The organism is Mucilaginibacter sp. (assembly GCF_025359345.1).
Lineage (GTDB): Bacteria > Bacteroidota > Bacteroidia > Sphingobacteriales > Sphingobacteriaceae > Mucilaginibacter.
In genome coordinates, this window is the sequence record NZ_JANYGQ010000001.1 from 32,944 (window position 1) to 58,861 (window position 25,918).

Sequence of the window (25,918 nt, forward strand, 5' to 3'; positions counted from 1 at the left end):
ATGGCAAATCCCGACCAACGAAGTGAGGGCGCTTGCAGTAGCGGGGAAAATCATTAATTGGTAGTAGACGGCTCTGCTTCATTACCCGTTATGCCGCAAGCGCGCATAAAACCCAAAGCGAAAAGTGTCGGTGTATATTCTTCAATGCCGATAGGTTCGTATTCTCCATATTGATAGTCTGTTTTATTAATTCCTATGGTTTCGGTTACCAAATGCATTCGTTCCAAATTTGACAAATCCTCTGCTGTGACTTTATTTTCGGATGCTTGACTACGGCCCACATAAATATAACCCTCTTTCTTCAATATTTGAAGGTAGCGGACATCATCACTCGAAAGTTGCTTAAGGATTTGCGGATAAATGGTTTGAGTTAGATTTTTTCGTGCGTCAATATAATTTATCAATAAATTTGCCCAAATATCTTGTAGTAGATTGTCTTCTTCAAGGCTCACGCCTTCAAGATATGGTAGTAAGACTTTTATGGGAATATTTTGAATTGGGATGTGATTTGCATCTATAATCTTTTTTACCTTTTCTAGATTTCGGATTTGATTTTTTAACCGCCATATTTTAACGTGGTCCGCAAACATTTCCCCGATCTCGTCAACAGCAGGACCGATAAGTTTTTGAACGAATGATTTGATTAAATCTAATGATTTATCAATTGTAGATGATTTAATATCAATTGGACTCATAATTTAATAGCTAAATTACTCTATTATCACTTAAGCTTTATAAGAACAACTTTATATTTTAGTGTGCAAATTGGATTTCATCAATTCATACCGATTCTCGAAGCATATACTCAAAAGTTCGTAGACGGGTATAAGTAATTGCACGATTTTATCAGTACAATCAATGAAGTCTTTTTTGTATTCTAATACTTTCCTATCTGTTTTTAGTTTTATAAGATGTTTATGTTTTTCTAACTCGCCTGTTATATCATTTTGCAATGCTAAATGAAACCCTTCTATTTGTCGAAGATCCTTATAGTTGATCTTTTGGCTATGTGCGATCGTATTCCTATCATCTCGGAAATTATTTATATAAGTCAGAATCTTAATCAAAGCTTCTAATAAATCCGGAATAGCATTTTCAATATCATTTGAAAACTTTCCTCTTTTGCCCTTTTTGTTGATTAAGATTTCCGATGCTTTACACTCTTTTTGTTCCAATCCCAATTCGAGTATTATGTTTACCAATAATAACAAACGATCCATTACACCTGTAACTCGAAATAAATATCCTTCGATATGATAAACCATATATTCATATCGCGAAATTTTGTTTTTTTTCAAGGTTGGAGTATTTCGAAAATTCGCCAAAAATATCGCGGAATAGTTTAATTGTTTAACAACGCTATCTATTTCGCCCAAAGCAAGAAAACAATCATTAAGATATCTTTCATGTCTGTGAAGAGGTCTTGACGGGTGGAACCCTAAACTTGGTTTTTTGATGGTGTCCAGCTTAATCAATTCAGCCGCTAAGTTTGTCAATTTTTGAAGAAATGATGTTGTCATATTTCTGATTTATCAAAGTGAATAAATTGCCAATTGTTATCGATATTCATATATAATTACGTGTGGATAGCTGTTTGTTTTACTTAATTTCCCATACCATCGTCCCGCGTTAGCGATGGCAGCTGATACCGGCCTTCGCGCCTAATGCCTTGCGCCGTATTAGCGTACAGCGCAGCCCGCTTCTATCAGCGGGAACGCCCATTTAATCAGTTGGCAGTTTGGAGTAGGCAGTTGGCAGGTTTTATTACGGTTCCAACTTGATTATCTTATTGAGCGTATACCTAACTCTCGCAATACCTTTCGCTTGTATAAGATCCCTCGCTGTCGCTCGGGATGACAAATGGGGTGGGAGGGAACAATAATAACTGCCACTCCCCACTGCTACTGTCACTTTTTTAAACCACTCTCCACTCACAGTTCACCACTCTCCAATCAATCCTCCGGCTTCTCCTTCGGATCCGCCATCTTCACTATCCTCGGCTCAAACTTCGCCAGTACTTCTACCAGGTCACTTTGGGCGGCCATTACGGCGTGGATGTCTTTGTAGGCCATGGGGGCTTCGTCAACGTCGCTGCCCATGAGGGTGATGCGTTTGTCGGCGAGGTTGGCGGCGATGGCGGCTTTGTCGAGCGTTTTGAAGGCTGCGCTGCGGCTCATCAAACGGCCCGCACCGTGACTGGCGGAGTTGATGCTGGCCGCGTCGCCCTTACCACGCACCACGAAACCGGGGGTGCTCATGCTGCCGGGGATAATACCCAGCACACCGGGACCGGCCGGGGTTGCGCCTTTGCGGTGCACCATTACGGGGGTACCATCGGCCAGCTGCTCCTGCCAGGCAAAATTGTGGTGGTTCTCAATCCGCATCAGCGGGTTAAGGTTTAGCGCACGGGCAATTTTGTTGTGTATCTCGTGGTGGTTGGCGCTGGCGTATTCGCCGGCCAGGTTCATGGCAATCCAGTATTCCTGCCCTTCGTCGTTATCCAAATTCAGCCAGGCCAGGTGCTTTGCTTCGGGCGGCAATTTGGTTTTGCTCATAGCAATTTTTGAGTAATGGTCGGCCACGCTACCGCCAAACCCGCGCGAGCCGGAGTGCGAAAGCAAAGCCAAATAATTGCCCGCGGGGATACCATCCAGCGCCCCTTCGGCGAGGGTAAGCTCGCCCCACTCCACAAAGTGGTTGCCGGTGCCGCTGGTTCCGAGCTGTGCGTAGGCCTTGTCTTTCAGGTTGCGGATCACCTTGGTTTCGCCCCAGGTCTTGCTATCGAACAGCGAGCTGTCGTGGTACGATTTGGTGGTGCAGCCAATACCAAAATAGGTATGGTCCATCAGCATGCCTTTTAGCATATCAGCTTCAGTATCTACCGTGGCGGCTGGCAGATCGAAAATGCTGAGGCACATGCGGCAGGCAATATCAACCCCAACGGCAAAGGGGATAATGGTGTTTGCCGTGGTGGCCAGCACGCCGCCAATGGGCAGGCCGTAACCCTGGTGCGCATCGGGCATCAGCGCGCCGGCGACAGCAATGGGCAATTTCACAGCTGTTTTCATCTGTGCCAGCGCGCCTACCTCAATGTGTTCCAGACCCCAAACGGGGAAGTCGGCAATTTCTTCTTTAAGGGCAAATGTGCTGCGCTGCTGCTTTACAAACTTGCCTTCTTTACGCAGGTTAATAACGCTTTCGGCCAGGTTTTTAAACTTGCCGCCTTTTTTAAGGGCGTAGGGCATAGGGTCGTCAATCAGGGCTTCCAGATTGGCGAGTATTTCGGGCTTGTCCATTACGGCATGTTTTAGCAGTCCGTTGGCCACACGGCTAAAGTTTTCGAGTATTTTAACGTCGTTAATGCCGAGGGCTTTGAGTTCGTTGTTCGACACTTTAAGGCCCCCCGGCCCCCTGAAGGGGGAGTTGTTTTCGGGTGCGGTTGTATTTTCTTTTTCCATTTTGTTTTGCTTTTTGTGCTCTTAATATATTTCGCAAATGTCTGGCGGGTTGACTCACCCCGCCGACGCTTCGCTGGGCGACCCTCTCTTCGCTGCGCGGAAAGAGGGTGAGCTGCAATTATTCCTTTTATCTTTTGTTTTCCGCCCGCCAATGCCTCCCCCTCTTTCTGAAAGAGAGAGGGGGGTGGGGGGGAGTAAAACTCTGCGAGCGATATTCACGCTTTTTACTCACCCCGGCGTTTATCGCAAATGCACTGGCGGGTCGACTCACCCCGCCGACGCTTCGCTGGGCGACCCTCTCTTCGCTGCGCGCAAAGAGGGTGAGCTGCAATTATTCCTTTTATCTTTTGTTTTCCGCCCGCCAATGCCTCCCCCTCTCTTTGAAAAAGAGAGGGGGTTGGGGGGGGAGTCGACTCTGCGAGCGATATTCACGCCACCCTTTCCATTTTCAACACCACAAAGAACTAGTGTTACTGCGCAATCTATTTGCGCAGTAAAAAATAAATCAATAAATTTCAAAAATTATTTTAGTCAACTGTAGAAGGGTTAAACACAAGTCCCGTCTTCGCCTCACCTAAATCCTCTCCAAAGGAGAGGACTTAAGCTTCGACCGGGGAGATTTGTTAAACCAATTCCGCAATCGAACTTCCGCATTCCGCAATTAAATAAATCCGAAATCGAACATCCGAAATCCGAAATCAAACCATGCCTGTAAACCGCAACGCCCTCATCCGCTACCGCACCATCGACCATTGCCTGCAAAACCGCTATAAAAAGTGGACTTTGGAGGATTTGATTGATGCCTGTTCTGATGCTTTGTACGAATACCAGGGTATTGACACCGGCGTTAGCCGCCGCACCATACAGGCGGATATGGAGATGATGCGCAGCAACAAGCTGGGCTACGAAGCGCCGATTGTGGTGGTGGACAGGAAGTATTATACCTATTCGGATAAAAATTACAGTATTACCAATATACCGCTCAACAACCACGATATGCAGGTGCTGGGCGAGGTGGCGGGCCTGCTGCAGCAGTTTAAGGGCTTCAGCCATTTTGCTGATGTAAACGAGATGGTGAGTAAACTGGAAGATAAGATATACACCCAAAAAACGCATAGCGCCCCGGTTATTGATTTTGAGAAGAACGATAATTTGAAGGGATTGGAGTGGATAGAGGTTATCCGCCGGGCTATCGTGGCCAAAAAAACCATGTGCGTTACTTACCAGAGCTTTAAGGCCAGGGTACCCAATACCTTTTGCTTCAGCGGTTATTTGCTGAAGGAGTACCGCAACCGGTGGTTCGTGCTGGGGCAATCGCACGCAAAGAATGCACCACTGCTTACCCTGGCGCTCGACAGGATCAAGACGATTGAGGAGCACGACGAGGAATACCGCGAAAACAAAACCATTAACCTGGCCACTTATTATGACGATGTGCTGGGTGTTACCAAAAGCCCAAACCAGCGCGATGTGGAGGTGGTGTTTTGGATAGATGATGCCAATGCGCCATACATTATTACCAAACCCATCCACCACACGCAAAAGCTACTGAGCGAAGATGCCGATGGCAAGATCTTCAGCATCCGCGTGATCATGAACTTTGAGTTGGAACGCGAACTGCTCGGCTTCGGCCCGAAGATACGGGTGCTGGGTCCGCGGCTTTTGGTGAAGCAGATACGGGAGCAACTACAAAAGACGCTGGGGAGGTATGAGAGTCAAGAACCAAGAATCAAGAACCAAGAGTCAAGAACCAGGAGTCAGGAACCGGGAGTCAAGAATAAAGAAGAAAAATAGCAGGATTTTACTGACACTAATTTGTCAGTACTTTTTGCGTTTTTTTGGGCGTTAAATAGGGTAAAAAGTGCATTTATGATTCAGAAATGAGGTTTTTGGTGCTTTGGGCGAGCCTGTTCCTGTTCCACCCTGTTCCTTATGTTCCACTGTGAACAGGAACAGTTTTAGCGCATATCTTTGTTATTTACTATCCTCGTTTTTCATACCCTTCAACAGCGCATAAATAGCCATGGCGTGGCCGTGACCCAAATCGAAGTCGTCTTTCAGCCATTTTACAATATCGCCGGCCTTTACACCGGGAGCAATTTCGCCATTTTGGGTGATGCCTTTTTCGGCTGCCAACTGCCTGAAATCATCAGGGCCTTTGCCGGTTTTTGCTTTTATGGTATTTAAATATCCCTGGAACGACATATTGATTTGAGGTTTATTATGCTAAAATAGACAATTCGTTTTTTTAGGTCGATATAAACGATGAAAATGTGACAAACATTAAATTTTAACCTGTCAGCCGTCATTATTCATTAACGGCAAAAACACGTGCTTTGGTTATTAAAAAGCATGAAGCATGAAAACGCTATTGTTGGTAATTATGTTTGCTCACGGCGCCATCCACCTTATGGGTATAGCCAAAGCATACAACCTCGCGCCGGTAAAAGCGCTAAGTCAGCCTATAAATAAATTGTATGGTTGGGCGTGGCTAATTGGGGCAATATTGTTTATTGCCGCGGCCTTTATGTTTTTGTCACAAAATGAGTGGTGGTGGATACCTTCCGCCGCAGCCATTTGTATATCGCAATCCCTCGTTTTTAAATTTTGGCGCGATGCTAAATTTGGTACTATAGCTAACGTAATAATTCTTGCAGCAACCGTGGCCGGGTTCAGTGTTTGGTTTTTCAATAAAAGTATCCATCGTGGCCACGAAAGTATTTCGCAATTAACCGCAATACATCAAAACCACAATACTGCATATGAAAATAAATAAAGCCTGGCACCTGGCAACCCCTATGCCTAAAAACCCGACGCTTGAGCAGCGCCTAACGTGGCACAAAGCACACCAGTTAAATTGCGGTTGCAGGCCGGTACCCAAAAGCCTGGAGAAGGAGATTATAAAAAGATCCGCCACTAAAAGTTAACCCGGAATTAAAAATTGAATTAAATAAAGACTTATTATCCGGCGGCGATCTCCGGTCAATTGGCAACAGCAACGAGGTGGTTTTACTTACCACCATAAGTAAACTATCCAATAAGTTTAATGTGTGAAAAAAGTTGATAGCCCAAACTGTCAAAAAAACTGCTGCACCCAGCACCACCATTTTTTTAACAAAATTGTTTTTCTGTTTTTCAAGCGGTGTTTTTTCTTCGGCTATGTTTTCGAGGGCGGCACCTATATGGCCAAGCCTGGTTTGGCTGCCAATAGCAGTTACTTGGCAACCACTAACCCTGTTGCTACTGTACACCCCTGGTAAACCTGGTTATCTTTCCTTCGTATTTTTGCCTACCGGTAGCGATTCCCCGGTTAAAACCGACTCATTTACAGTAAAGTCGTTCGCTCTTAATACCAATCCGTCGGCCGCTATTGAATGCCCTTCTTCTGCAATCAAAACATCGCCAATAACCAAATCAGCCGAATTAATTTCCTGGTACCGGCCATCGCGAATTACTTTGCATAGCGGGCTGGTCAATACCTTTAATTTTTCAAGCGCCGAATTGCTCCTGGCATCCTGGTAAAGTGAAATTCCGGCAACCAGCACAATGGCTACCGACAGGAAAACGGCGTCAGGTGTGTTCCCGCTTATGTAATAAATAACAGATGCCACCAAAAGCAATACCACCATCGGCTCCTTTGCCAGGCTTATAATTGCTGCTACAACCGCATTTTGGGTTTTATTGATAACTATATTAGCACCAAATTTTATTCTCGATTCGGCAACTTCCGCTGCCGTTAAACCTTTTATACCGAATGTTTCATCTGCCATTACCAGCTTTTTAGTTTTTGATGTTTGATGGAATTACCAGCAATGGCACATGTTGATTAGTAAGGATTTTTTTCGATGTGCTGTTCCGAATGAGACGCATTAAAAACGAATCCTGGTGATGCGTAAGTGCAAGCACATCGGCTTTAGTTTCATTGCAATAGGTATTAAGCCTGTTTACCACATCCTTTCCCCTTATTTCGCTATAACTTATACCCGGGTATTTTTGCTTGTGTATTTCGGTTAAAAAAGTTTTTAACTGGTTATTTGAAGCAATGTCCCCATCGCCGGCGGTTTGCACGTGAACAACTTCCATCTTACAATTCAGTTGTTTTGCCAGCTTAATAAGATATGGCAGGGCGGTAATATCGTCATCTTCAAAATCTGTAGCAAAAACCATCTTTTTAAACCGCTTAGGCTCGTTGCCCGGCGGTACAATTAGTACAGGGCGCGTTGATTTGTCAATAATAGCATACGTATCGCTCCCGCCAACTAAGTGGTCAATAGTGCTGCCGTTACGCGAGCCTGTTATAATCATTTCTATTTTTCTCTGATGCGTAATTTCGTCAACATTACCGGTTAAACTGCCTGCACCTGCCCTTATATGAATTATCGGCTGCGCCGGCTCGGTACCTTTTACCGATAAATAACCCTCAAGTAAATTACGTTGTTTCTCAAGTTTTTCAATACACATGTGCTCCCGTTCTGCTATTTCGTCCATAATCCATGGGCCGCCCGCATACTGGGGTATTATAGGTGCTGTTACGTAAGCATTAAATAACAGCAGGTCGGCTTGAAGCTGCGCTGCCAGCAAAGCGCCGGTACGGGTAGCATTGGCGGCGTTCTCCGAAAGGTCTGTTAAAACTAATATTGTTTTCATGTCCAGTTATTTAAAACAAATCTTGGGTTTATTTTCTTTGTAAAGAATGACAGCCGTCACCTTGATATATGACTTAAATAGTGTCATTTAGCCGGCCATAGCTTGAAATTATGCGTGCTTTTCTTATAAACGCCCTTTGTATCATGAAAAGTGACCTGCATCACTAACCATATGCTACCCCGTCATTTTTGGGGCAATCAATACTGCCGACCTTAGCATCAGAACATAATAGTATCATTTTACCAGGAAGGATGGATAAGCAACAGAAGTTGATTTTGACGATAAATGTAGGCTCATCGAGCCTGAAGTTTGGCCTGTATAATTATGAAACGCTCGAAGCACGATATATTGGTACCGTTGAAATTGGCGGCACCGGCAACGATGCCTTCACCGTAAAAAATGCTGCAGGCGCTGTCGTTTTTCAAAAAAGAGGCCTGTATAATAATACCGTCGTTGCTTTTGATGAATTATTACAATGGCTGGAAAAAAATAACCTTGTAGAATTTATTGTGGCTGCGGGGCACCGGGTAGTGCAGGGTGGCCCTGAGGGTAAACATCCGGCGCTGCTGACAGACTACATGTTGCACAACCTTGGCAAACTGGTTTACCTGGCCCCTAATCACCTGCCTGCCGAACTTGAAGTAATAAATATTTTCGGAAATACATTTCCGGCGATTCAACAAATAGCCTGTTTTGACAATTCCTTTCACCAGCATATGCCTGATTGTGCCAAGTATTATGCGCTGCCGGAAAAATATAAAAACATGGGGCTGCAGCGATATGGCTTTCACGGCCTGTCGTACGAGTATATAATGGAAAAGCTTGCCGGCAAAACAGCTGCACTTGGGCGTAAGCGCATTATCATAGCGCACCTGGGTAATGGAGCCAGCATGGTTGGCGTAAAAAATAGGGTTGGTGTTGATACCTCCATGGGGATGAGTCCTATGGGCGGATTGGTAATGGGCACCCGGCCCGGCGACCTTGACCCCGGCGTCTCATTATTCCTCCTAAAACACGAACATTTAACTGCCGACGAGTTAGATACCTTATTTAGTAAGGAATCGGGATTAAAAGCCATTGGCGGGTTTAGTGATGTACGCAAACTATTGAATATTGAACTGCATAATCCGGATGCCCAGGCCGCTGTTGAAATGTTTTGCTACCAGGCAAAAAAAATGATTGGATCGCTTGCTGCTGCTATCGGCGGGATCGACATATTAGTTTTTACCGGGGGCATTGGCGCTAATGCTGCTGTTATCCGCGAGCGAATTTGCAAGGATATGAATTTTATGGGCATCGAAATAAATCCAAAATCAAATAGCAACGGGCTGGAATTTATATCATCGGCAGATAGCCGGGTAGAAGTTAAGGTGATGCAAACAGATGAGGAATGGATGATAGCATCGCACACAAAAAATTTGATAAACAATTAAAATATTAAGGTTATGAGTACGCTAACAGAAGCTGAATTAGTAAAAATAAATGATTACTGGAATGCTGCGAACTACCTGGCAGCCGGTCAGATTTATCTGCAGGAAAATGCATTGCTGAAAGAGCCTTTAAAGCCTGAACATATTAAGCCAAGGTTGCTGGGCCACTGGGGGACATCGCCAGGGCTAAACCTTGTTTATGTACACCTCAATAAGCTGATTAACGACACCGATGCCGATGTATTGTACATTTGCGGGCCTGGGCATGGCGCACCGGCTATTATAGCCCATACCTACCTGGAGGGTACATATTCAGAAATTTACCCGGCTGTGCCCGAAAATGAGGAGGGTATGAGGCAGCTCTTTAGGCAGTTTTCAACACCGGGCGGCATACCAAGCCATGTTAGTGCGCACACGCCCGGTTCAATACACGAAGGCGGAGAGCTGGGCTATGCCCTTTCGCACGCGTTTGGGGCCGCGTTTGATAACCCGGATTTGTTGGTGGCATGCGTGGTAGGCGATGGCGAGGCTGAAACTTGCCCGCTCGAAGGCAGCTGGAAGTCGATTGAATTTTTGAACCCGGCAAGAGATGGCGCGGTATTGCCGATATTACATCTTAATGGTTATAAAATATCGGGCCCCACTGTGCTTGCCCGCATGAGCGATGAAGCCTTGCGGCAGTTGTTTACAGGTTATGGCTACGATGTGTTTTTTGTTGAGGGTGATAACCCAAGATCGGTGCATTGCCAAATGGCAGGAGTTATGGCCGAGGCTTACCGCCGGATAAAAAACATTCAAAATAACGCCAGGCACGGTAGTGCCGTTAGCCCTGCTCAATGGCCGGTAATTATCATGCGGACGCCAAAAGGATGGACCGGCCCTAAAGAATGGGGCGGTGTGCCAATTGAAGGCACTTTCCGCTCGCACCAGGTTCCGTTAACCGGGGTAAGGGAAAATTTAGATAAGCTCAAATACGTCGAAAAATGGATGCGGAGCTATCGTCCCGAACTACTGTTTGATGACAACGGCAAACTTGTTCCTGAACTTGCTGCACTGGCGCCGAAAAAGGATAAAAGGATGAGCGCACTGCCCTATGGCAACGGCGGGCTTTTGTTGAAAGAGCTGCAATTGCCCGTTTTAAAAAGTATGAGCTGGATGTACCCGAGCCGGGAGTTATTGAGGCCGAAAGCACGCGCAACCTGGGTAAATATCTGCGTGACGTGTTCTCGTTAAACAAGCAAAATAAAAACTTCAGGCTGTTTTGTCCTGACGAAACTACGTCGAACAGGCTGGAGGCGGTTTTTGAAGTAACAAACCGTTGTTTTATGGAAAGAACATTTCCAAACGACGATAAACTTGCAAAAGACGGGCGCGTAATGGAGGTTTTAAGCGAGCATCTTTGCGAGGGCTGGCTCGAAGGTTATTTACTAACCGGCAGGCATGGCGTTTTTCCGTGCTACGAGGCGTTTATCACCATTATCGATTCGATGTTTAGCCAATACGCCAAGTGGGTAAAAACTGCGAATGAATTGCCGTGGCGCAAGCCCATTGCTTCGCTTAATTATTTGCTGACATCGCACGTGTGGCGTCAGGATAATAATGGCTACAGCCACCAGGGCCCGGGTTTTATTGATACTGTTGTAAATAAAAAAAGTTCGGTAGTGCGTATTTATTTACCGCCCGATGCAAATACACTAACATCAGTGATGCATCATTGCCTGCTTAGCAAAGATTACGTAAACGTAATTGTTGCCGGAAAACAGCCCGAGCTGCAATGGCTTAATATGGACGACGCCGTTGCCCACTGCGCAGCCGGGGCATCAGTTTGGGAATGGGCTGGTAATAGTAAAGATTTTGAGCCGGAAATTATTATGGCATGTGCCGGCGATGTACCTACACTGGAAACCGTCGCCGCCGCAGAGTTGCTGCAGCAACACTTTCTGGGATTAAAAGTCCGCGTGGTTAATGTGGTCGACCTGATGTCGCTGTCGCCAAAAGCATACCATCCGCATGGAATGAGCGATGATCTGTTCAGGACTTTGTTTACCGACCGTACCGATGTGATTTTTGCTTTTCACGGTTATGTGCGCATTGTACACGACCTGGTACACGGCCGCCCCGACCCTGCACGTTTCCACGTGAGGGGATATATGGAAGAAGGCACCACTACCACACCTTTTGATATGGTAGTGCTCAACAAAATGAGCAGGTACCACCTGGCGATGGAAGCAGTAAGAAGGGTTCCGCGATTGCGCGAGCAAGCTGATGCTTTTATAGCTTTTTGTGAAGGAAAATTACAGGAGCACCACGATTACATTTGTGCTAACCTTGACGATATGCCCGAAATAAAAAACTGGAAATGGACGGCGGCACATGAGCTTGCTGTGCAATAACAACATCTTTGGAAGCTGGTAACTCATATTCGTGTCAAAATAAATAGCTTGTTTTTAAAAGGGAAACCTTAAGGTGCAAATCGGGTTAACTATTCGATGATCGACAAAAATGAAATATTCGGCTACGAGCCCGATAAAAAATATAGCAAGGCAGTAGCCTATTTTTCGATGGAGTTTGCCATTGACCAGGCGCTGAAAATATACAGCGGTGGCCTGGGTTTCCTTGCGGGTTCACACCTGCGTAGCGCTTATCAGTTAAAGCAAAACTTGCTGGGTATCGGCATGCTTTGGAAATATGGATACTATGACCAGGGCAGGGATAGGGAAGCGCTGATGAAGCCCGAATTTATTGAAAAGCAATATTCTTTTTTGCAGGATACAGGGATAGTTTTTACTGTCCAGGTACACGATGCTCCTGTGCATGTTAAGGCCTGGCTTTTAAAACCAGAAACGTTTGGCTCGGCACCGTTGTTTTTACTGAGCACAGATATCCCTGAAAACGACGAGGAGTCGCGGTCGATAACACGCTACTTATACGATGCCAATGAAGCTACCCGTATAGCCCAAAGCATAGTTTTGGGTATAGGCGGCGCTATGCTGTTGGATATATTGAAATTGGAGCCCGAAGTTTACCACATGAACGAGGGCCACTCCATACCACTCGCATTTTACCTGTATGCCAAATTCAATAACCTGGACGAGGTGAAAAAACGGGTGGTATTTACAACCCATACACCCGAGATGGCCGGTAACGAAGAACACAGCTTCGGTATGTTAAAAGATATGTCGCTGTTTTACCACATGCAGGAACACGAGGTGAAATCAATCCTCGGGCTGGAGGGTGACAGGTTTAATTATACCCTGGGCGCATTAAAATTTGCCCGCAAGGCAAATGGTGTATCAAAAATCCATGGCGAAGTAGCGCGGCATATGTGGGGCAATAATACCGGTATTTGCGAGATTATATCCATTACCAATGCCCAGAATAAAACCTACTGGGCCGATGCAATACTGGATGAAGCAATAACAGCCAACAAGGATGAGGTCATTATCAGCAGGAAGAAGGAGCTCAAGCAATTGTTATTCAAAACAGTTGCCAACCAGTGTGGTAAATTATTTAAGGATGATGTTTTAACTATTGTTTGGGCAAGGCGCTTCGCCGGTTATAAACGGGCCGATATGCTGATGTATGATTGGGACAGGTTTTTAAAACTGTTGGAAAATACAAACTACCCGGTGCAAATTATTTGGGCCGGCAAACCTTATCCCGGCGACCAGCCTTCAATTGATCTCTTTAATTCAATTATTACCCGTGCCCGGCCTTTTGCCAATTGTGCCGTGCTTACCGGCTACGAACTGGATCTGTCTGCCCTGCTGAAGAAAGGGTCGGATGTTTGGCTAAACAATCCTCGGATGTACCGCGAAGCATCAGGCACCAGCGGTATGGCGGCGGCAATGAACGGCTCAATTAATCTTTCGTTACCCGACGGCTGGGTTCCTGAATTTGCTGACGATCAAAAGAACAGCTTTATTATAAAGCCGGCCCCCGATGAATTATCGCAGGAAGATAGGGATAGGCAGGAAGCGGTAAACCTGTTAGAAACCCTCGAAAATATTGTTTTGCCGACGTACTATAGTGATCCCCAAAAATGGCTGTCAATACTAAAAAAAGCCGCGACTGATGTAGTTCCGCAATTTGAGGCCGGGCGTTTGGCTAACGAGTACTATGAAAAAATGTACAACGATTAAGGAAGTACACTTGCGGCTACAGGGTTGATTTATAGTTTTTTTGTTGGCCGGTATTTGGTAGATTTGGGTAGGCGCACTCCGGCCAGTCTAAAATACCCCTAAATAAATACAAATTGAAAAATCAACCTGGCACCTCACAATCCTTTTGGCAGCTAACAACTACCGATGCTCTTAAACAATTATCTGCCGCAGAAAGCGGCCTGACACCAAATGAAGCGGCCGCAAGGCTAAACCAATATGGCCCCAACTCAATAAAAGCCAAAACCAATACTTCGGGTTTAATGCTGCTTTTGGCCCAGTTTAAAAGCCCGGTTACCTTACTGCTTATAGTTGCTGCACTGTTATCAGCCGGTTTGGGCGATGTTGCCGATACCGTAATTATATTGGTTATTGTTTTAATAAGCAGCGTATTGGGTTTTTGGCAGGAGAAAGGTGCCGCACGTGCTGTTAGCGAACTTTTAAAAATGGTGCAGCTGCACTGCACAGTTTTGCGGGCGGGCAAAAAAACGGAGGTTCCGCTTGAAGTTGTTGTACCCGGCGATATTATAAGTTTAACTGCCGGAGATATTATCCCTGCCGATGCGCTGATACTTGAGGCGCAGGCCTTGTTTATTGACGAAGCCGCTTTTACCGGCGAAACCTACCCGGTTGAAAAAAGCGTTTGCGTGTTGCCCGAAAATACGTCGCTGGCAAAACGCAAGAATACCTTGTTTATGGGGTCGCACGTTATCAGCGGCAAAGCAACAGCACTTGTTATTAAAACAGGAATAGATACTGAGTTTGGTAAAATATCGGCACAACTGCAGCAAAAAACACCCGAAACAGATTTTGAAAAGGGTATACGCAAGTTTGGTTACCTGTTGATGGAAATAACGCTTTTGCTGGTGATCATAATTTTTGCGGCAAACGTTTACCTGCATAAGCCGGTGTTGGATTCATTTTTGTTTTCGCTGGCGCTGGCGGTTGGGTTAACGCCGCAGTTGTTGCCGGCCATCATCAGTGTAAATCTCTCAACCGGTGCGCGGCGCATGGCTAAGCAGCAGGTAATTGTTAAAAAGCTGTCGTCGATAGAAAACTTTGGCAGCATGAACATTCTTTGTTCCGACAAAACCGGCACCATTACCGATGGCAAAGTTAATTTAAAAGACACCCTTGATATTGACGGCACACACAGCGAAAAAGTGCTGCAGTACGCATGGCTCAATGCTTCGATGCAGCAGGGCTTTCATAACCCTATTGATGAGGCCATTTGCCTGGGATATAAAGGCGCCGCCGGTGATTTTAAAGTGCAAGCCGAGGTGCCTTATGATTTTATAAGGAAGAGGCTCACTGTACAGGTAAAAAATAAAACGCAAAACATTGCCATTACCAAAGGTGCACTAAATGCTATTTTATCAATATGCACCAGGGCTGAAGATGCCGACGGAAAGTTGATAGTTATTGCTGATTGCCATAAAAAGATTGATGAGCAATATGTGCAATTTAGTAACGCTGGCTATCGCACATTGGGGGTGGCCTATAAACCCACGGATGCCGGCCACGATTTTACAAAGGATGATGAAAAGGAAATGATATTTTTAGGTTTCGTCACCTTGTTCGATCCGCCGAAGGCCGATGTAATTAAAACGATAAATAGCCTTAACCAACTGGGCGTTCAGCTAAAAATAATTACAGGCGATAATGCGCTTGTCGCCCGTAGTCTCGCGCTGCAAATTGGTTTCAGCGACCCTAAAATTCTTACCGGCGCCGAATTGATGAAGATGAGCAACGCCGCCCTGGTTCACCAGGCGCCCCTTACACATATTTTTGCCGAAGTAGAGCCAAATCAAAAGGAGCGGATCATAACCATACTTAAAAAAGCAGGCAATGTAGTTGGCTTTATGGGCGATGGCATTAATGATGCGCCCGCGCTGCATACTGCCGATGTGGGTATATCAGTAAACACCGCGGTTGATGTGGCAAGGGAAGCTGCCGATATTGTGCTTTTAAGCCGCAATCTTGACGTGTTAATAAATGGCATTATTGAAGGCCGGAAAACCTTCACCAATACCATGAAATATGTTTTTATGGCTACCAGCGCCAATTTTGGCAATATGTTCAGCATGGCTGGCGCTTCGCTTTTCCTGCCGTTTTTGCCACTGCTGCCCAAGCAAATATTATTAACCAATTTGCTCACCGATTTCCCGGAAATGACCATTGCTGCCGATAGGGTGGATGACATCAATATCCAGTCGCCGCAACGATGGGACCTTGGGTTTATCAAACGCTTTATGATAACCTTTGGCTTACTGAGTTCGGTATTTGATTACCTCACCTTTGGCGTTTTAATCCTGGTATTCCACGTTGACGAAAAAACGTTTCAAACCGGGTGGTTTACCGAGTCGGTTATTTCAGCTACGCTGATTGTGCTTGTTGTACGTACCCGGCTGCCGTTTTTTAAAAGCCTGCCCGGCAAGTTGCTTTCAATAGCCACAGTAGCCATTTTAATATTTACCCTGGCCATCCCTTTTACCCCATTGGCTGCGTGGTTCGGTTTTGGCAGGCTGCCGGCTGTTTTGTATGTATGGATGCTGGTAATCGTGTTGTTTTATTTAGCCTCCGCCGAACTGTTAAAGCGGATTTTCTACAAAAAAATGAACGCAAAATTGTTAAAACAAGGCAATTAAGCCGGTATAATAGTGCGGCAAATCAATGCTAAATATGACCATCGTCATTATTTAGGAAAGGGTTTATAGCCAACTTTAAACTGTTAATTAAAGTGGTTATGAAAGCATTGTCTGTCTCATTTTTTAAGGTAAAAAGGCACTTCGCCGGGGTGGCAACAGCATTGCTGGTTGTCCTTTTTTTTACCAGTGTGAAAGCGGTGAGTTATAAAGCCCCCGTAATATTACCGGCCGTTCAGGATACTTCCGTTTCATCCTCAGTAAAAGCATTATTGGCAAATGGGGCAGCGTATTATTACCCGGCTTCACTCCAACGTTTCTACATGCAAAATGGCTACAGCCTTGCTTGGGTAAAACCCGAAACAGTAAAGGCGCACTCATGGGAAGCCATGCTGCTGCTTGATTGCGTGATACAGTTTGGTCTAAACCATGCTGACTATCATCCGCAGGAATTACAATATGACAGACTACATTTTTTAACCGAACATTTTGATAAGGCTACCAATCTTGAAAAGGCAGCATATGATATTATGCTAACCGATGCCATGCTGGCCTTTATGAACAACCTGCATTACGGAAAGCTGAATCCAAACTACGTTGCCGGTAAGGTTGATGAGGGGGTTAAAGGTAATATGCGTGCTGATAGTGCACTGGCCGCAGCCCTTGTTGATAAAGACTTTATGAGCGCGGCCATTAACGTACAACCCCAATCTGCCGCTTACGTAAGCCTTCAATATCATATGCACTTGCTCACAGGTTTATACACCGGCGACTGTTATGAAACATCGGAAGGTGATCTCAGGAAAATGGCAGTTAATATGGAACGCCTGCGCTGGATAAATAACGATGAGCCTTATAATATCACCATTAATATACCGTCATACACACTAACTGTGCACAAGCCGGATACTACTTACCGCTTTAAGGTGATAGTAGGAAAGCCCGAGGCCCCGACCCCTACATTGGAGAGCGCAATTAGCCATTTTACTACAGCCCCCGAATGGAAGGTGCCGCAAAAAATATTTGCTAAGGAAACATTGCCAAAGGCGCTTAAGAATATCGATTATCTCGAAAATAGTCATTATGCTATTTACAGCAACAGCGGAAAGTATATTGAACCAACACGGGGCAATATTTTAGCGGCGTTGCGTAACCCGTCGGGCTATTACGCCAGGCAGTCATCCGGCTGTGATAATAGCCTGGGTGCTATAGTCTTCAGGTTCCCGAATGTTTATGACGTTTACCTGCACGACACACCCGAGCAAAAGCTGTTTGCCAAAACGGACCGCGCATTTAGCCACGGCTGCATAAGGGTTGAAAATGCCGGAAAGCTGGCAGGCCTTATTTTACAGGAAGATGGCAGCGGCAATAAGGCGCCGGAGGTATATCGTGCGATGAAGAACTATCAAACCAAAACATTTACACTTAAAAAGACGGTGCCAATAAAAGTGATTTATTTAACCAGCGAAGTTGTTGATGGCTACGTAGTGATGTATAACGATATCTATAACCTTGACAAACGTTTGGAAATGGCGCTTTACAATGTTGAGCAGCCCCTTACAATGCAATAAAACTTAAAAAAAACTTCATATCATGAAAACGATAGTTGTAGCAACAGATTTCTCGCCGGCAGCCGAAAATGCGGCCCGGTATGCTTTACACTTTGCAAAAAATATAAAAGCCGGTATAAAGCTATGCCATGCTTTTAAAGTGCCGGCCGAAGCGCCAATGGCAGCCCAGGTGGCCTGGCCCCTGGAAGACTATGAAACGGTAAAAGAAGACGTAGCCGCAGATTTGCGCTCGCTGGCCGACAAACTGGCAAACGAGGAAAAAGCAGTATCGGAGCCATCTTCGTTTCATCCTGAAATTACCTATGGCAGCGAAGTTGGCGCCGTTACCGATGTTGCACGCAATTTTATTGCCGGAGAAAAATCGGGGTTGCTGGTGATGGGGACCTAGGGGAACGGCGAACTAAGCCGGGCTTTTTTGGGCAGTAACAGCAATGCGATGATTGACAAGGCAGGATTCCCCGTTTTGCTGGTGCCGACTGATGCCACCTACAATGGGGTGAAGAAAATTGCTTTTGCCACCGATCTTTCAAAATCTGATGTGGAAATAATCCATTCGCTGGGCATTCTTGCTCACCCGTTTAACGCCGAAATTTTGATAGCACACGTTACCGATGAGAAATACGACGACCCGCAACATCAGCAAAAAGTTGATGCTTTTTTAAACGAGATTACCAGTAAGGCTGATTATCCAAAGGTTTATTTCCGTCATATACAAAGCCGTAACGTAAACAATGGCCTGGAATGGCTTGCCGAACACGGGCAGATTGACATTCTGGCCATGGTGCACAGGCCCCACAGCTTTTTACAGAAGATTTTTATAGGCAGCCATACACACCAGATAGCAAGACAGGTTGAAGTGCCATTGTTGGTGTTTCCTGAAGGGTACAAAGCGCTTATTTAAATCAATGCTTGACAAGTAAAAAGCCGGCAATTTTGTTATTTGCACGATGGTTGCCGGGGTAACTCTGTAATGTTCTGAAGTTAAAATAATTGATGGAAGTGAACCTCAGCATGTTTGAAAATCTAACGCTTAATTCGTTATCTGCTTACCAAAAAGCAGTTAACGCTGCTGCAATTGTTTCTATAACAGACAATAAAGGGCGTATCATTTATGCCAATGACCTGTTTTGCGACATTTCCAAATTTAGCAGGGCCGAATTAATAGGGCAGAACCACCGCATTGTAAACAGCGGGTTCCATCCGGCTGAATTTTTCAGGAAACTTTGGCACACCATAGCCTCAGGCAAAACATGGCACGCAGAAATAAAAAACAAGGCAAAAGATGGTTCCTATTATTGGGTTGATACAACCATTACTCCAATATTTGATAATGATGGAAATGTTATCCGCTACCTTTCTATCAGGAGCCTGATTACCGAACGGAAAAAACTTGAAACAGAACGGGAAAAACTGATAAGCGATTTAATGCATAAAAATAACGAACTGATGCAGTTTAACTACATTGTTTCGCACAATTTAAGAGCGCCGATTGCTAATTTATTAGGGTTAACTAGTTTATTAACCGAAGAAGCGGAAACCTGCGCCGAAACTCTAAAAACCATAGTAGGTTATGTGTCAAAATCAGTATTGTCAATTGATGGGGTGATCAAAGATCTTACACAAGTGCTGTCTGCGCGAACTCCAATACACGAAATAATAGAAAAAATAAATATCAGGGAGGTTATCAAATCAGTGGAAGATAACCTCGAAAAACAAATTGACGAATCAAATACGCGGTTTAAAATCGATATAGCGGCTGATGCCATGAACTTTAACTCAATAAGAAGTTATGTTCAGAGTATGCTGTATAATATTATCAGTAATGCAATAAAATATCGAAAAGATGATGTTTATCCATTCATCGCTATCACCATTACAAAAGAAGATAATAACATAAATTTAAAAATTACCGATAACGGCATCGGTATGGACCTAAATAAGTTAAGGCCGCAGTTATTCGGGCTCTATAAAAAATTTAACTTTGATAAGGAAGGGAGAGGACTTGGCCTGCATATGACAAAAACTCAGGTGGAGTCGTTAGGCGGCAAAATTGATGTGGAAAGTCAGCCCGGTGTCGGAACCACCTTTACAATCATCCTTCCGGCTCCTGACGACGTTCAACCGGAAACAACAACTCATGGGGTTGATGAGCGCACCAGCGGCAATCAATAGCGGCCGGCCTGTTTCTGTTGGGGAATGGCGGCATCAATAAAACCCAGAAGAGCCGTTAACCGGGTGGCTGAAATTGAATTTTAGTGATTTCATAACAATAAACTTTTGCTACTCTTTTGCCATCTTCGCCGGGAAAATCAGTAAAGGCAACTCATTATGCGCTAACGCCTGCTTACTGTTGCTATGTTTAAATATGCGGGCAAAAAATGAATCGTGATAATGTACCATTGCAAGTAAGTCGGCGCCTGTTTCCTTGCAGTAGGCATTTAGCCTCGTAACTGCATCCTTTCCGCCAATTTCTTTGTAGCTAATCCTGTCGTATTTTATTTGCTGCAGGCTCAAAAATACTTTCTCTTTATAAGCAGCGGGTGTTTTATCTTCTCCGGTTAACGAAACATGTACAACTTCCAAATGAAAATTAAATAACCTCCCCAGTTTTACCAGGTAATGCAGCGCCTTTATGTCGGCATCGTTATAGTCGGTCGCAAACACAACGCGTTTAATGTGCTTAAACTCATAGCCTGCGGGCACAACCAGCACCGGCAAGTTAACATTATTAATAACAGATGCGGTATCACTTCCAGTTAAAAAATGATCAAATCTGCTGCTATGTGGGGCGCCCATAGCTATCAGCTCAACGTTTTTAGTTTCAATAAGTGTAACCGCATTGTCGGCCAATGTTCCATCTGCGTATTCGCAGTGTACAGAAGGCTTTCTTTTAGACGGATCTAACTTTGCAATGTAAGGCTCTAGCGACGATGCATATTTCTGAAGGTCAGCCTTTCGTTCTTTCTCCCATTCCATAAAATCATCAACCAGCCATGGGCCACCAGGCATGTCAGAATAGCCGGCCTGTAACGGTACATCGGCACAAGTATTAAGTAACACCAGGTTTGTGTTCATCACTCCGCTAAGCATGCAGGCTGCTTTTGCCGCAGGTAAGGCATTGGCGCTTAAATCGGTTAAAACCAGTATTGTTTTCATAATCCAAATTTTTAAGCATTGTTAAAAACCGGCAGGATCACCATCCCCCGCCGGCCAACTGCGTGATTGTTTTTATTTATCAGGCAATAACTAATTGGTCATCAATGGCAACCACGCCCGGGGCCGACCAAACCGCAGTTTCAACCGCGCGTCTTTCTTTCCACGAGTGGGCGGTTCCTTTTAAAATAACCTTATTTCCCATGGTTTCAACCGTAATATTGGCCGCCTCCAGGTCGGCGTTGCGTTCAAGCGCTTTGCGTATATTATCTTTAACTAAAGTTGTGTCAACCATTGGTTTTACAACAATGTAGTTGCTTACACCCTTTACGCCGCTAAGCGTGCGGATTGCGTTAAACACCGACTCTTTTTGAAAGTTCCAGTGTACTTCACCTTCCAGCGTTACCCATCCGTCGGTAACTTTTATTTTTATATTTTCATCGGGTATGGCAGTGTGCCATTTAATAGTGTGCACAACTTTTTCTGCCACCTCCACATCAGTAAGGCGGGCGTCGAATGGCAGCCTCACTTCCAGTTCTTCTGCTACGGCTGTTACTCCCTTTACGCGCCATGCAGCGTTTTCGGCAGCCGATTTTTTATGAAAAGTATCTACATAGCCGCTTAGGGTAACTACGCCGTTGCTAACTGCGACGCCAATTTCGGTTGCGTTAAGTATAGGCTCCCACTTGAGCTCATCCATCACGTCTTTTTGAATTTTACCATCTGTTTTCATATGGACACTATTAATTTGGATATACAAATTTTCGAATTGTTTAACAGGTAAAAAATGACAGCTGTCACTTAAAAAAATATTAAAAAATGATTTTAACAGGCTTAAAAAATGAGGTTGGTCATTTATTGACCGGGTATTAAGCGTAATATTTGTTGATTATCATACACCTAATTAAATAGCCTTTATGATGTCGGCAAAAGGGCAGTCTTTGGGAATTTTCGAGGATAAAAATCTCCTCCACCTTAACAGCTCTGTTATGTACGACGAAGCACTATTGAAAGCCATTATTGAAAATGCCATTGATGGTATAATAGTAATAGATGGCAAAGGTGTAATATTGTCTGCAAACCCTTCCTGCTGCGCCTTGTTTGGATACAGTGCAGATGAAATGTGTGGTCAGAATGTTAACATGATCATTCCATCATCTGATCGCGCGAATCATAATAATTATATTAACAGGTACGAAATAACCGGTGAGAGCAATATTATAGGGATTGGCCGCGAGGTAACCGCACTAAAAAAAAACGGCAAAACGTTTCCCGCAGGGCTGGCGGTTAGCGAAGTGCCGGACGGTGGCAAACGTATTTATGTTGGTATTATTCATGATCTGACTGCCGAGAAACTGGCTGTAGAGCAGCTGAAAGATCATAACATCAAACTTGAAAAAGAAGTAGCCGAAAGAACCGAATCGCTGGAAAATATTGTACAGGAACTTGAACAGGCAAAAGACGAGGTCAGCCAATCGCTTTTAAAGGAGCAGGAAATAAACCAAATGAAAACCCGCTTTGTCTCCATGGCATCCCATGAGTTTCGTACCCCGCTCAGCAGTATTCAGCTTTCTGCATCGCTTATCGAACATTATTACGACAAGATTGATAAATTAAAGATATTTGGGCACCTGGCCAAGATAAAATCGGCAGTGGGCAGCCTCACTGATATCCTGAACGATTTTCTATCCGTCGAGCGGATTGAATCCGGCAAAGTTGTCCCTTCGGCCGGCGAGTTCGATATAAAGGCGCTTTGCGATGATATTATTGAAGGAATAAAATTGCAGGCAAAACCCAATCAGCGGATAAAATACATACACAAGGGCAGCGTAAAAGTTATATCAGACAATGCCATGCTACAGCATTGTATAATCAATTTATTGTCGAATGCCGTAAAATATTCTGGTGAAGAGGCTTTAATTACATTGACGACCGTCAGAACTGCTCAAAAACTTAACATTAGGGTAACTGATAATGGCATCGGAATCCCGGCTGATGAACAACAACATTTATTCGAACCGTTTTTTCGCGCAAGCAACGTTAGCGATGTTTCCGGCACAGGGCTTGGCTTAAATATAGTAAAACGCTATACAGAACTGATGAACGGAACCGTAACCGTTAAAAGTATCCCAAAAAAGGGGACTGCATTCATTCTCGAATTTCCTGTACACGAGTAATCATCGCCTGGCATCTAAGACTCAGGTAAAATAAGAAAAGATGCCTTGTTATGCTGCGATAAAACTTTCGACTGAACCTGGTTAAACAAGCGCCAGTACAGGTAATGTTTTTTATGGACTATAGCAATTACGCTGGTTTTTACCGGTTGTTTAACAGTTATCAGCTCCTGCGAGAAATTATCGCCCTGCAAATTTGCTAAACATACATCATCACCGTTCAACTTTGATACGTTGCCGGTAAAGCAGGCCGGTTCATCAGCCTCCAGTAAATCCATTACCATTACCTGGTCTGTTACCGGGCTTATCAATATGTCGAATTTTAAAATTTTTGCAAGCTTTGCCAGGTATTCTGCAGCATTTATATCAGTTGTCGGCATATCGGTTAAAAACACCAGGTTGTGTATGGTAAATTGGTGCTGGCTATCCGGTATCACCAGCACAGGACAAGTGGCTTTATTAATAACTGCATAAATATCGCTGCCATAAAACGAGTTACAGTTAATTTTGCTGCGGCTTCCCATAATGACCATTAAAACTGCATTACCGCGCAGTACCATTTCAACATTTGCCGATAACATTCCCGGTTCCTGCATTATTTTTAAACCGGGCTTAAAACTGCCGGCGCCATGCCGGTTAATAAGGTGCGTTAACCTCCCAGCTTCGTTATGCAACGCATCAGACCTGTTTACTGCAGACTTTAAAACGTCGCCGGGTTCCGGAGTAGTTAAATAGGTATTCAGTAAAATGATGTTTGCCTCCAGTTTTATGGCAAGGCCCACCGCCGCATTTGCGGCCATAGCTGCACTGTGCGAAAAATCGGTCAATACTAAAATGTTTTCCATGTCAATAAGCGTAAATTGCTATTTTGTCAATTATGGTATTCACCCGGTGCCTGTTCACCATGCCTGTGTGTGGCATCAAGATGCCGCGGTATTTTAATATGATTAATTATATCTTTTATCCCCCGCAGGTGGCTAATGGCGTTGATCGCCGTTTCCAGTTGGTATGGCTCATCCGCTTCACCTGTCAATGTAACAATGCCATGTTTCACGGTAGCTGTTATTTTATCTGAAGGCACTACTCCATGCCAGTGTAATGCATTAGTTATTTCTATGTTTATTATTCTGTCGTCGAGGCAATCATAAACTGGCAGGCAGACTTCTATTTTATCAAGGATGATTTTTACGCCTTTTACCCGCCCGGCGGCCTGTGCAGCTGCCCGTCTCGCCCGGTAATTGCTGGTTTTGCCCGATAGTGTCACAACGCCGTTTTTGACGGCTGCAGTGACACAGACATCGTGCAGCAACGGCTCCCATTTTAACTCCTCCTTTGCGTCTTTCAGGATTTCATCATCAGCTCTCATAACTACCTCTTTATTTAAATGTGAATTTGGAGAAATCCCGGCGCCTTTAAAATGACAGTCATCACCCCGGCGGATGAGGGGCATCATTTTAGTCCGGTACTGCGAAGGTTAAATTTGTATTAATCAGTGCTTAAAAAAATCAATTTATCAGATCATGTTAGGAGAATTGCGTGAATACCAGGTAGAGGAACTATTAAAGTCGGCAGCTGTAGGGCGTATTGGCTGCCATTCTGAAGGAATTACTTATATAGTGCCGGTAAACTTCGTGTACGAAAATTCAGCCGTTTACGCCCACTCGGCCGCAGGCATGAAAATAGATATGATGCGCCAGGATCCGGAGGTGTGTTTCCAGGTTGATAATATCAGGAACATGGGCAACTGGCAAAGCGTAATAGCCTGGGGCAGGTTCGAGGAAATAACAGATTTGGACGAAAAACAATGCATCATGAAAAAGCTGATCGACAGGATAATGCACCTGATGAACGTTGAAACCAATCATCCGTCGCATGGCATTACCGAGCTTGAAAGCGATATCGGCACCCGGGTTGAGCTGATTGTTTACAAAATTGTTTTAACCCAAAAAACCGGACGGTACGAAAAGCGCGAACCCAAAAGGAACTCGTTGTTATGAAAAAACTAAAGGGGACGTTAAAAAAACTATTGCCGCTATTGTTTTTAATTGCAGCATGTACCCCACCCAGGTTGATTACGCAATGGAAGGCAAACGATTTTAATTCCCTTGGAGGTAAAAAAATATTGGTACTAGGGTTATTGCCCCTGGCACAGTTCCAAACGGAAGCCAGGCTTGAAAAACAATTGGTTACCCAATTAAATGCAATTGGGTATAACGCAACAGCGTCGAATAATTTGTACGCCAGTGATGCAGCGGATGTGGATGAGCAAACTGCGATTGAGAAATTACAAGGCAGCGGGTTTGATGCTGTACTAACAGTTACATTAACCGGTAAATCCAGCGAACGCAAGTATCTCCCCGATAATATTTACTATCCGCCCTATGGCGATTATTACAACCGTTTTGACATCTACCGTAACGATTTATTTAACCAGGTATACAAACCCGGCTATTATATTATCGATACGGATTTTGCCTGGAAAACGGATCTGTTTGATTTAAAATACAAAAAACTGTTATGCTCTATCCAAATACAATCGGCTACTGATTTGAACACCGAAAAGCTGGCCGCCGGTTATGCTGCCATAGTCGTTAGTAGTTTAATACCAAACCCCAGGTAATAACACAGCGGGACATGCTTTATGCATACGCCGCTGTGTTATTAAACCTCCAACAAAACT

The 25,918-nt window shown here is 44.6% G+C and carries 24 protein-coding genes and 1 pseudogene; 15 read left to right on the plus strand and 10 right to left on the minus strand.

All coding sequences use genetic code 11. The features are described from left to right. Positions 1 to 53: 53 nt before the first annotated feature. The 3 genes from Q0R52_RS00180 to Q0R52_RS00190 form a co-directional block, all read right to left on the minus strand. Complete coding sequence (locus tag Q0R52_RS00180; RefSeq protein WP_295790635.1) at positions 54 to 695, minus strand: Abi-alpha family protein; 642 nt, start codon at positions 693 to 695, stop codon at positions 54 to 56. A gap of 51 nt (positions 696 to 746) precedes the next feature. Further along, positions 747 to 1,520 carry a Cthe_2314 family HEPN domain-containing protein gene (locus Q0R52_RS00185; protein ID WP_295790639.1) on the minus strand — a complete coding sequence of 258 codons (774 nt, stop codon included), beginning with the start codon at positions 1,518 to 1,520 and terminating at the stop codon, positions 747 to 749. Between the two features lie 432 nt (positions 1,521 to 1,952). After that, positions 1,953 to 3,458 carry an RtcB family protein gene (locus tag Q0R52_RS00190; RefSeq protein ID WP_295790642.1) on the minus strand — a complete coding sequence of 502 codons (1,506 nt, stop codon included), beginning with the start codon at positions 3,456 to 3,458 and terminating at the stop codon, positions 1,953 to 1,955. Positions 3,459 to 4,163: 705 nt separating this feature from the next. Here Q0R52_RS00190 and Q0R52_RS00195 point away from each other — a divergent pair. Then, a complete protein-coding gene (locus tag Q0R52_RS00195) occupies positions 4,164 to 5,252 on the plus strand; it encodes a WYL domain-containing protein (RefSeq protein WP_295790644.1) in 1,089 nt (362 codons plus the stop codon). A gap of 180 nt (positions 5,253 to 5,432) precedes the next feature. Here Q0R52_RS00195 and Q0R52_RS00200 read toward each other — a convergent pair whose 3' ends face one another. After that, positions 5,433 to 5,663, minus strand: a complete 231-nt coding sequence (locus Q0R52_RS00200) for a DUF4287 domain-containing protein (protein ID WP_295790647.1) — start codon at positions 5,661 to 5,663, stop codon at positions 5,433 to 5,435. A gap of 154 nt (positions 5,664 to 5,817) precedes the next feature. Here Q0R52_RS00200 and Q0R52_RS00205 point away from each other — a divergent pair, with 154 nt between their 5' ends. After that, entirely contained in the window at positions 5,818 to 6,234 is a 417-nt protein-coding gene (locus Q0R52_RS00205) for a hypothetical protein (protein ID WP_295790649.1), read from the plus strand. Beyond that, positions 6,221 to 6,385: a hypothetical protein gene (locus Q0R52_RS00210; protein WP_295790906.1), complete on the plus strand. Its 165-nt coding sequence runs from the start codon at positions 6,221 to 6,223 to the stop codon at positions 6,383 to 6,385. Before Q0R52_RS00205 ends, Q0R52_RS00210 begins: the two co-directional genes overlap by 14 nt. Here Q0R52_RS00210 and Q0R52_RS00215 read toward each other — a convergent pair. Continuing rightward, positions 6,311 to 7,228: pseudogene (locus tag Q0R52_RS00215) on the minus strand (cation-transporting P-type ATPase). The gene Q0R52_RS00210 and the pseudogene Q0R52_RS00215 overlap by 75 nt on opposite strands. Before the next feature lie 10 nt (positions 7,229 to 7,238). Continuing rightward, complete coding sequence (locus tag Q0R52_RS00220) at positions 7,239 to 8,105, minus strand: universal stress protein (protein WP_252789093.1); 867 nt, start codon at positions 8,103 to 8,105, stop codon at positions 7,239 to 7,241. A gap of 251 nt (positions 8,106 to 8,356) precedes the next feature. Between Q0R52_RS00220 and Q0R52_RS00225 the strand changes: the two genes are divergently transcribed. From Q0R52_RS00225 to Q0R52_RS00265, 9 genes are all read left to right on the plus strand, one after another. Beyond that, on the plus strand, positions 8,357 to 9,538 hold the full coding sequence (locus Q0R52_RS00225; RefSeq protein ID WP_295790667.1) for an acetate/propionate family kinase: 1,182 nt from the start codon (positions 8,357 to 8,359) through the stop codon (positions 9,536 to 9,538). Between the two features lie 12 nt (positions 9,539 to 9,550). Next, entirely contained in the window at positions 9,551 to 10,768 is a 1,218-nt protein-coding gene (locus Q0R52_RS00230) for a phosphoketolase family protein (protein ID WP_295790670.1), read from the plus strand. Beyond that, the gene (locus Q0R52_RS00235; RefSeq protein WP_295790672.1) at positions 10,756 to 11,928 is read left to right on the plus strand and encodes a phosphoketolase family protein; all 1,173 of its coding nucleotides are present in this window, start codon (positions 10,756 to 10,758) and stop codon (positions 11,926 to 11,928) included. Before Q0R52_RS00230 ends, Q0R52_RS00235 begins: the two co-directional genes overlap by 13 nt. Before the next feature lie 96 nt (positions 11,929 to 12,024). Beyond that, entirely contained in the window at positions 12,025 to 13,677 is a 1,653-nt protein-coding gene (gene glgP, locus Q0R52_RS00240; protein ID WP_295790675.1) for an alpha-glucan family phosphorylase, read from the plus strand. A 113-nt stretch (positions 13,678 to 13,790) separates the two neighbouring features. Next, positions 13,791 to 16,343 carry a magnesium-translocating P-type ATPase gene (gene mgtA / locus Q0R52_RS00245; protein ID WP_295790676.1) on the plus strand — a complete coding sequence of 851 codons (2,553 nt, stop codon included), beginning with the start codon at positions 13,791 to 13,793 and terminating at the stop codon, positions 16,341 to 16,343. Between the two features lie 98 nt (positions 16,344 to 16,441). Next, complete coding sequence (locus tag Q0R52_RS00250; RefSeq protein ID WP_295790678.1) at positions 16,442 to 17,911, plus strand: L,D-transpeptidase family protein; 1,470 nt, start codon at positions 16,442 to 16,444, stop codon at positions 17,909 to 17,911. Positions 17,912 to 17,933: 22 nt separating this feature from the next. Continuing rightward, a complete protein-coding gene (locus Q0R52_RS00255) occupies positions 17,934 to 18,299 on the plus strand; it encodes a universal stress protein (RefSeq protein ID WP_295790680.1) in 366 nt (121 codons plus the stop codon). Positions 18,300 to 18,347: 48 nt separating this feature from the next. Then, positions 18,348 to 18,812, plus strand: a complete 465-nt coding sequence (locus Q0R52_RS00260; RefSeq protein WP_295790682.1) for a universal stress protein — start codon at positions 18,348 to 18,350, stop codon at positions 18,810 to 18,812. 92 nt (positions 18,813 to 18,904) lie between these two features. Further along, positions 18,905 to 20,083, plus strand: coding sequence for a PAS domain-containing sensor histidine kinase (locus Q0R52_RS00265; RefSeq protein ID WP_295790685.1), 1,179 nt, complete (start codon positions 18,905 to 18,907; stop codon positions 20,081 to 20,083). A gap of 108 nt (positions 20,084 to 20,191) precedes the next feature. Here the strand turns inward: Q0R52_RS00265 and Q0R52_RS00270 are convergent, their stop codons facing one another. Beyond that, positions 20,192 to 21,067, minus strand: a complete 876-nt coding sequence (locus Q0R52_RS00270) for a universal stress protein (RefSeq protein WP_295790688.1) — start codon at positions 21,065 to 21,067, stop codon at positions 20,192 to 20,194. Between the two features lie 79 nt (positions 21,068 to 21,146). Continuing rightward, positions 21,147 to 21,797 carry a BON domain-containing protein gene (locus Q0R52_RS00275; protein WP_295790690.1) on the minus strand — a complete coding sequence of 217 codons (651 nt, stop codon included), beginning with the start codon at positions 21,795 to 21,797 and terminating at the stop codon, positions 21,147 to 21,149. Between the two features lie 256 nt (positions 21,798 to 22,053). Between Q0R52_RS00275 and Q0R52_RS00280 the strand changes: the two genes are divergently transcribed. Continuing rightward, positions 22,054 to 23,241 carry a PAS domain-containing sensor histidine kinase gene (locus Q0R52_RS00280; RefSeq protein WP_295790694.1) on the plus strand — a complete coding sequence of 396 codons (1,188 nt, stop codon included), beginning with the start codon at positions 22,054 to 22,056 and terminating at the stop codon, positions 23,239 to 23,241. A 14-nt stretch (positions 23,242 to 23,255) separates the two neighbouring features. On the opposite strand, the gene Q0R52_RS00285 is transcribed toward Q0R52_RS00280, so the two are convergent. Then, positions 23,256 to 24,083: a universal stress protein gene (locus tag Q0R52_RS00285; RefSeq protein ID WP_295790698.1), complete on the minus strand. Its 828-nt coding sequence runs from the start codon at positions 24,081 to 24,083 to the stop codon at positions 23,256 to 23,258. Positions 24,084 to 24,109: 26 nt separating this feature from the next. Next, positions 24,110 to 24,604, minus strand: a complete 495-nt coding sequence (locus Q0R52_RS00290; RefSeq protein WP_295790701.1) for a BON domain-containing protein — start codon at positions 24,602 to 24,604, stop codon at positions 24,110 to 24,112. A 154-nt stretch (positions 24,605 to 24,758) separates the two neighbouring features. Here Q0R52_RS00290 and Q0R52_RS00295 point away from each other — a divergent pair, with 154 nt between their 5' ends. Both Q0R52_RS00295 and Q0R52_RS00300 read left to right on the plus strand, forming a co-directional pair. Continuing rightward, positions 24,759 to 25,235, plus strand: a complete 477-nt coding sequence (locus tag Q0R52_RS00295; protein ID WP_295790704.1) for a pyridoxamine 5'-phosphate oxidase family protein — start codon at positions 24,759 to 24,761, stop codon at positions 25,233 to 25,235. Further along, a complete protein-coding gene (locus tag Q0R52_RS00300; RefSeq protein WP_295790710.1) occupies positions 25,232 to 25,858 on the plus strand; it encodes a hypothetical protein in 627 nt (208 codons plus the stop codon). Before Q0R52_RS00295 ends, Q0R52_RS00300 begins: the two co-directional genes overlap by 4 nt. Positions 25,859 to 25,918 lie beyond the last annotated feature (60 nt).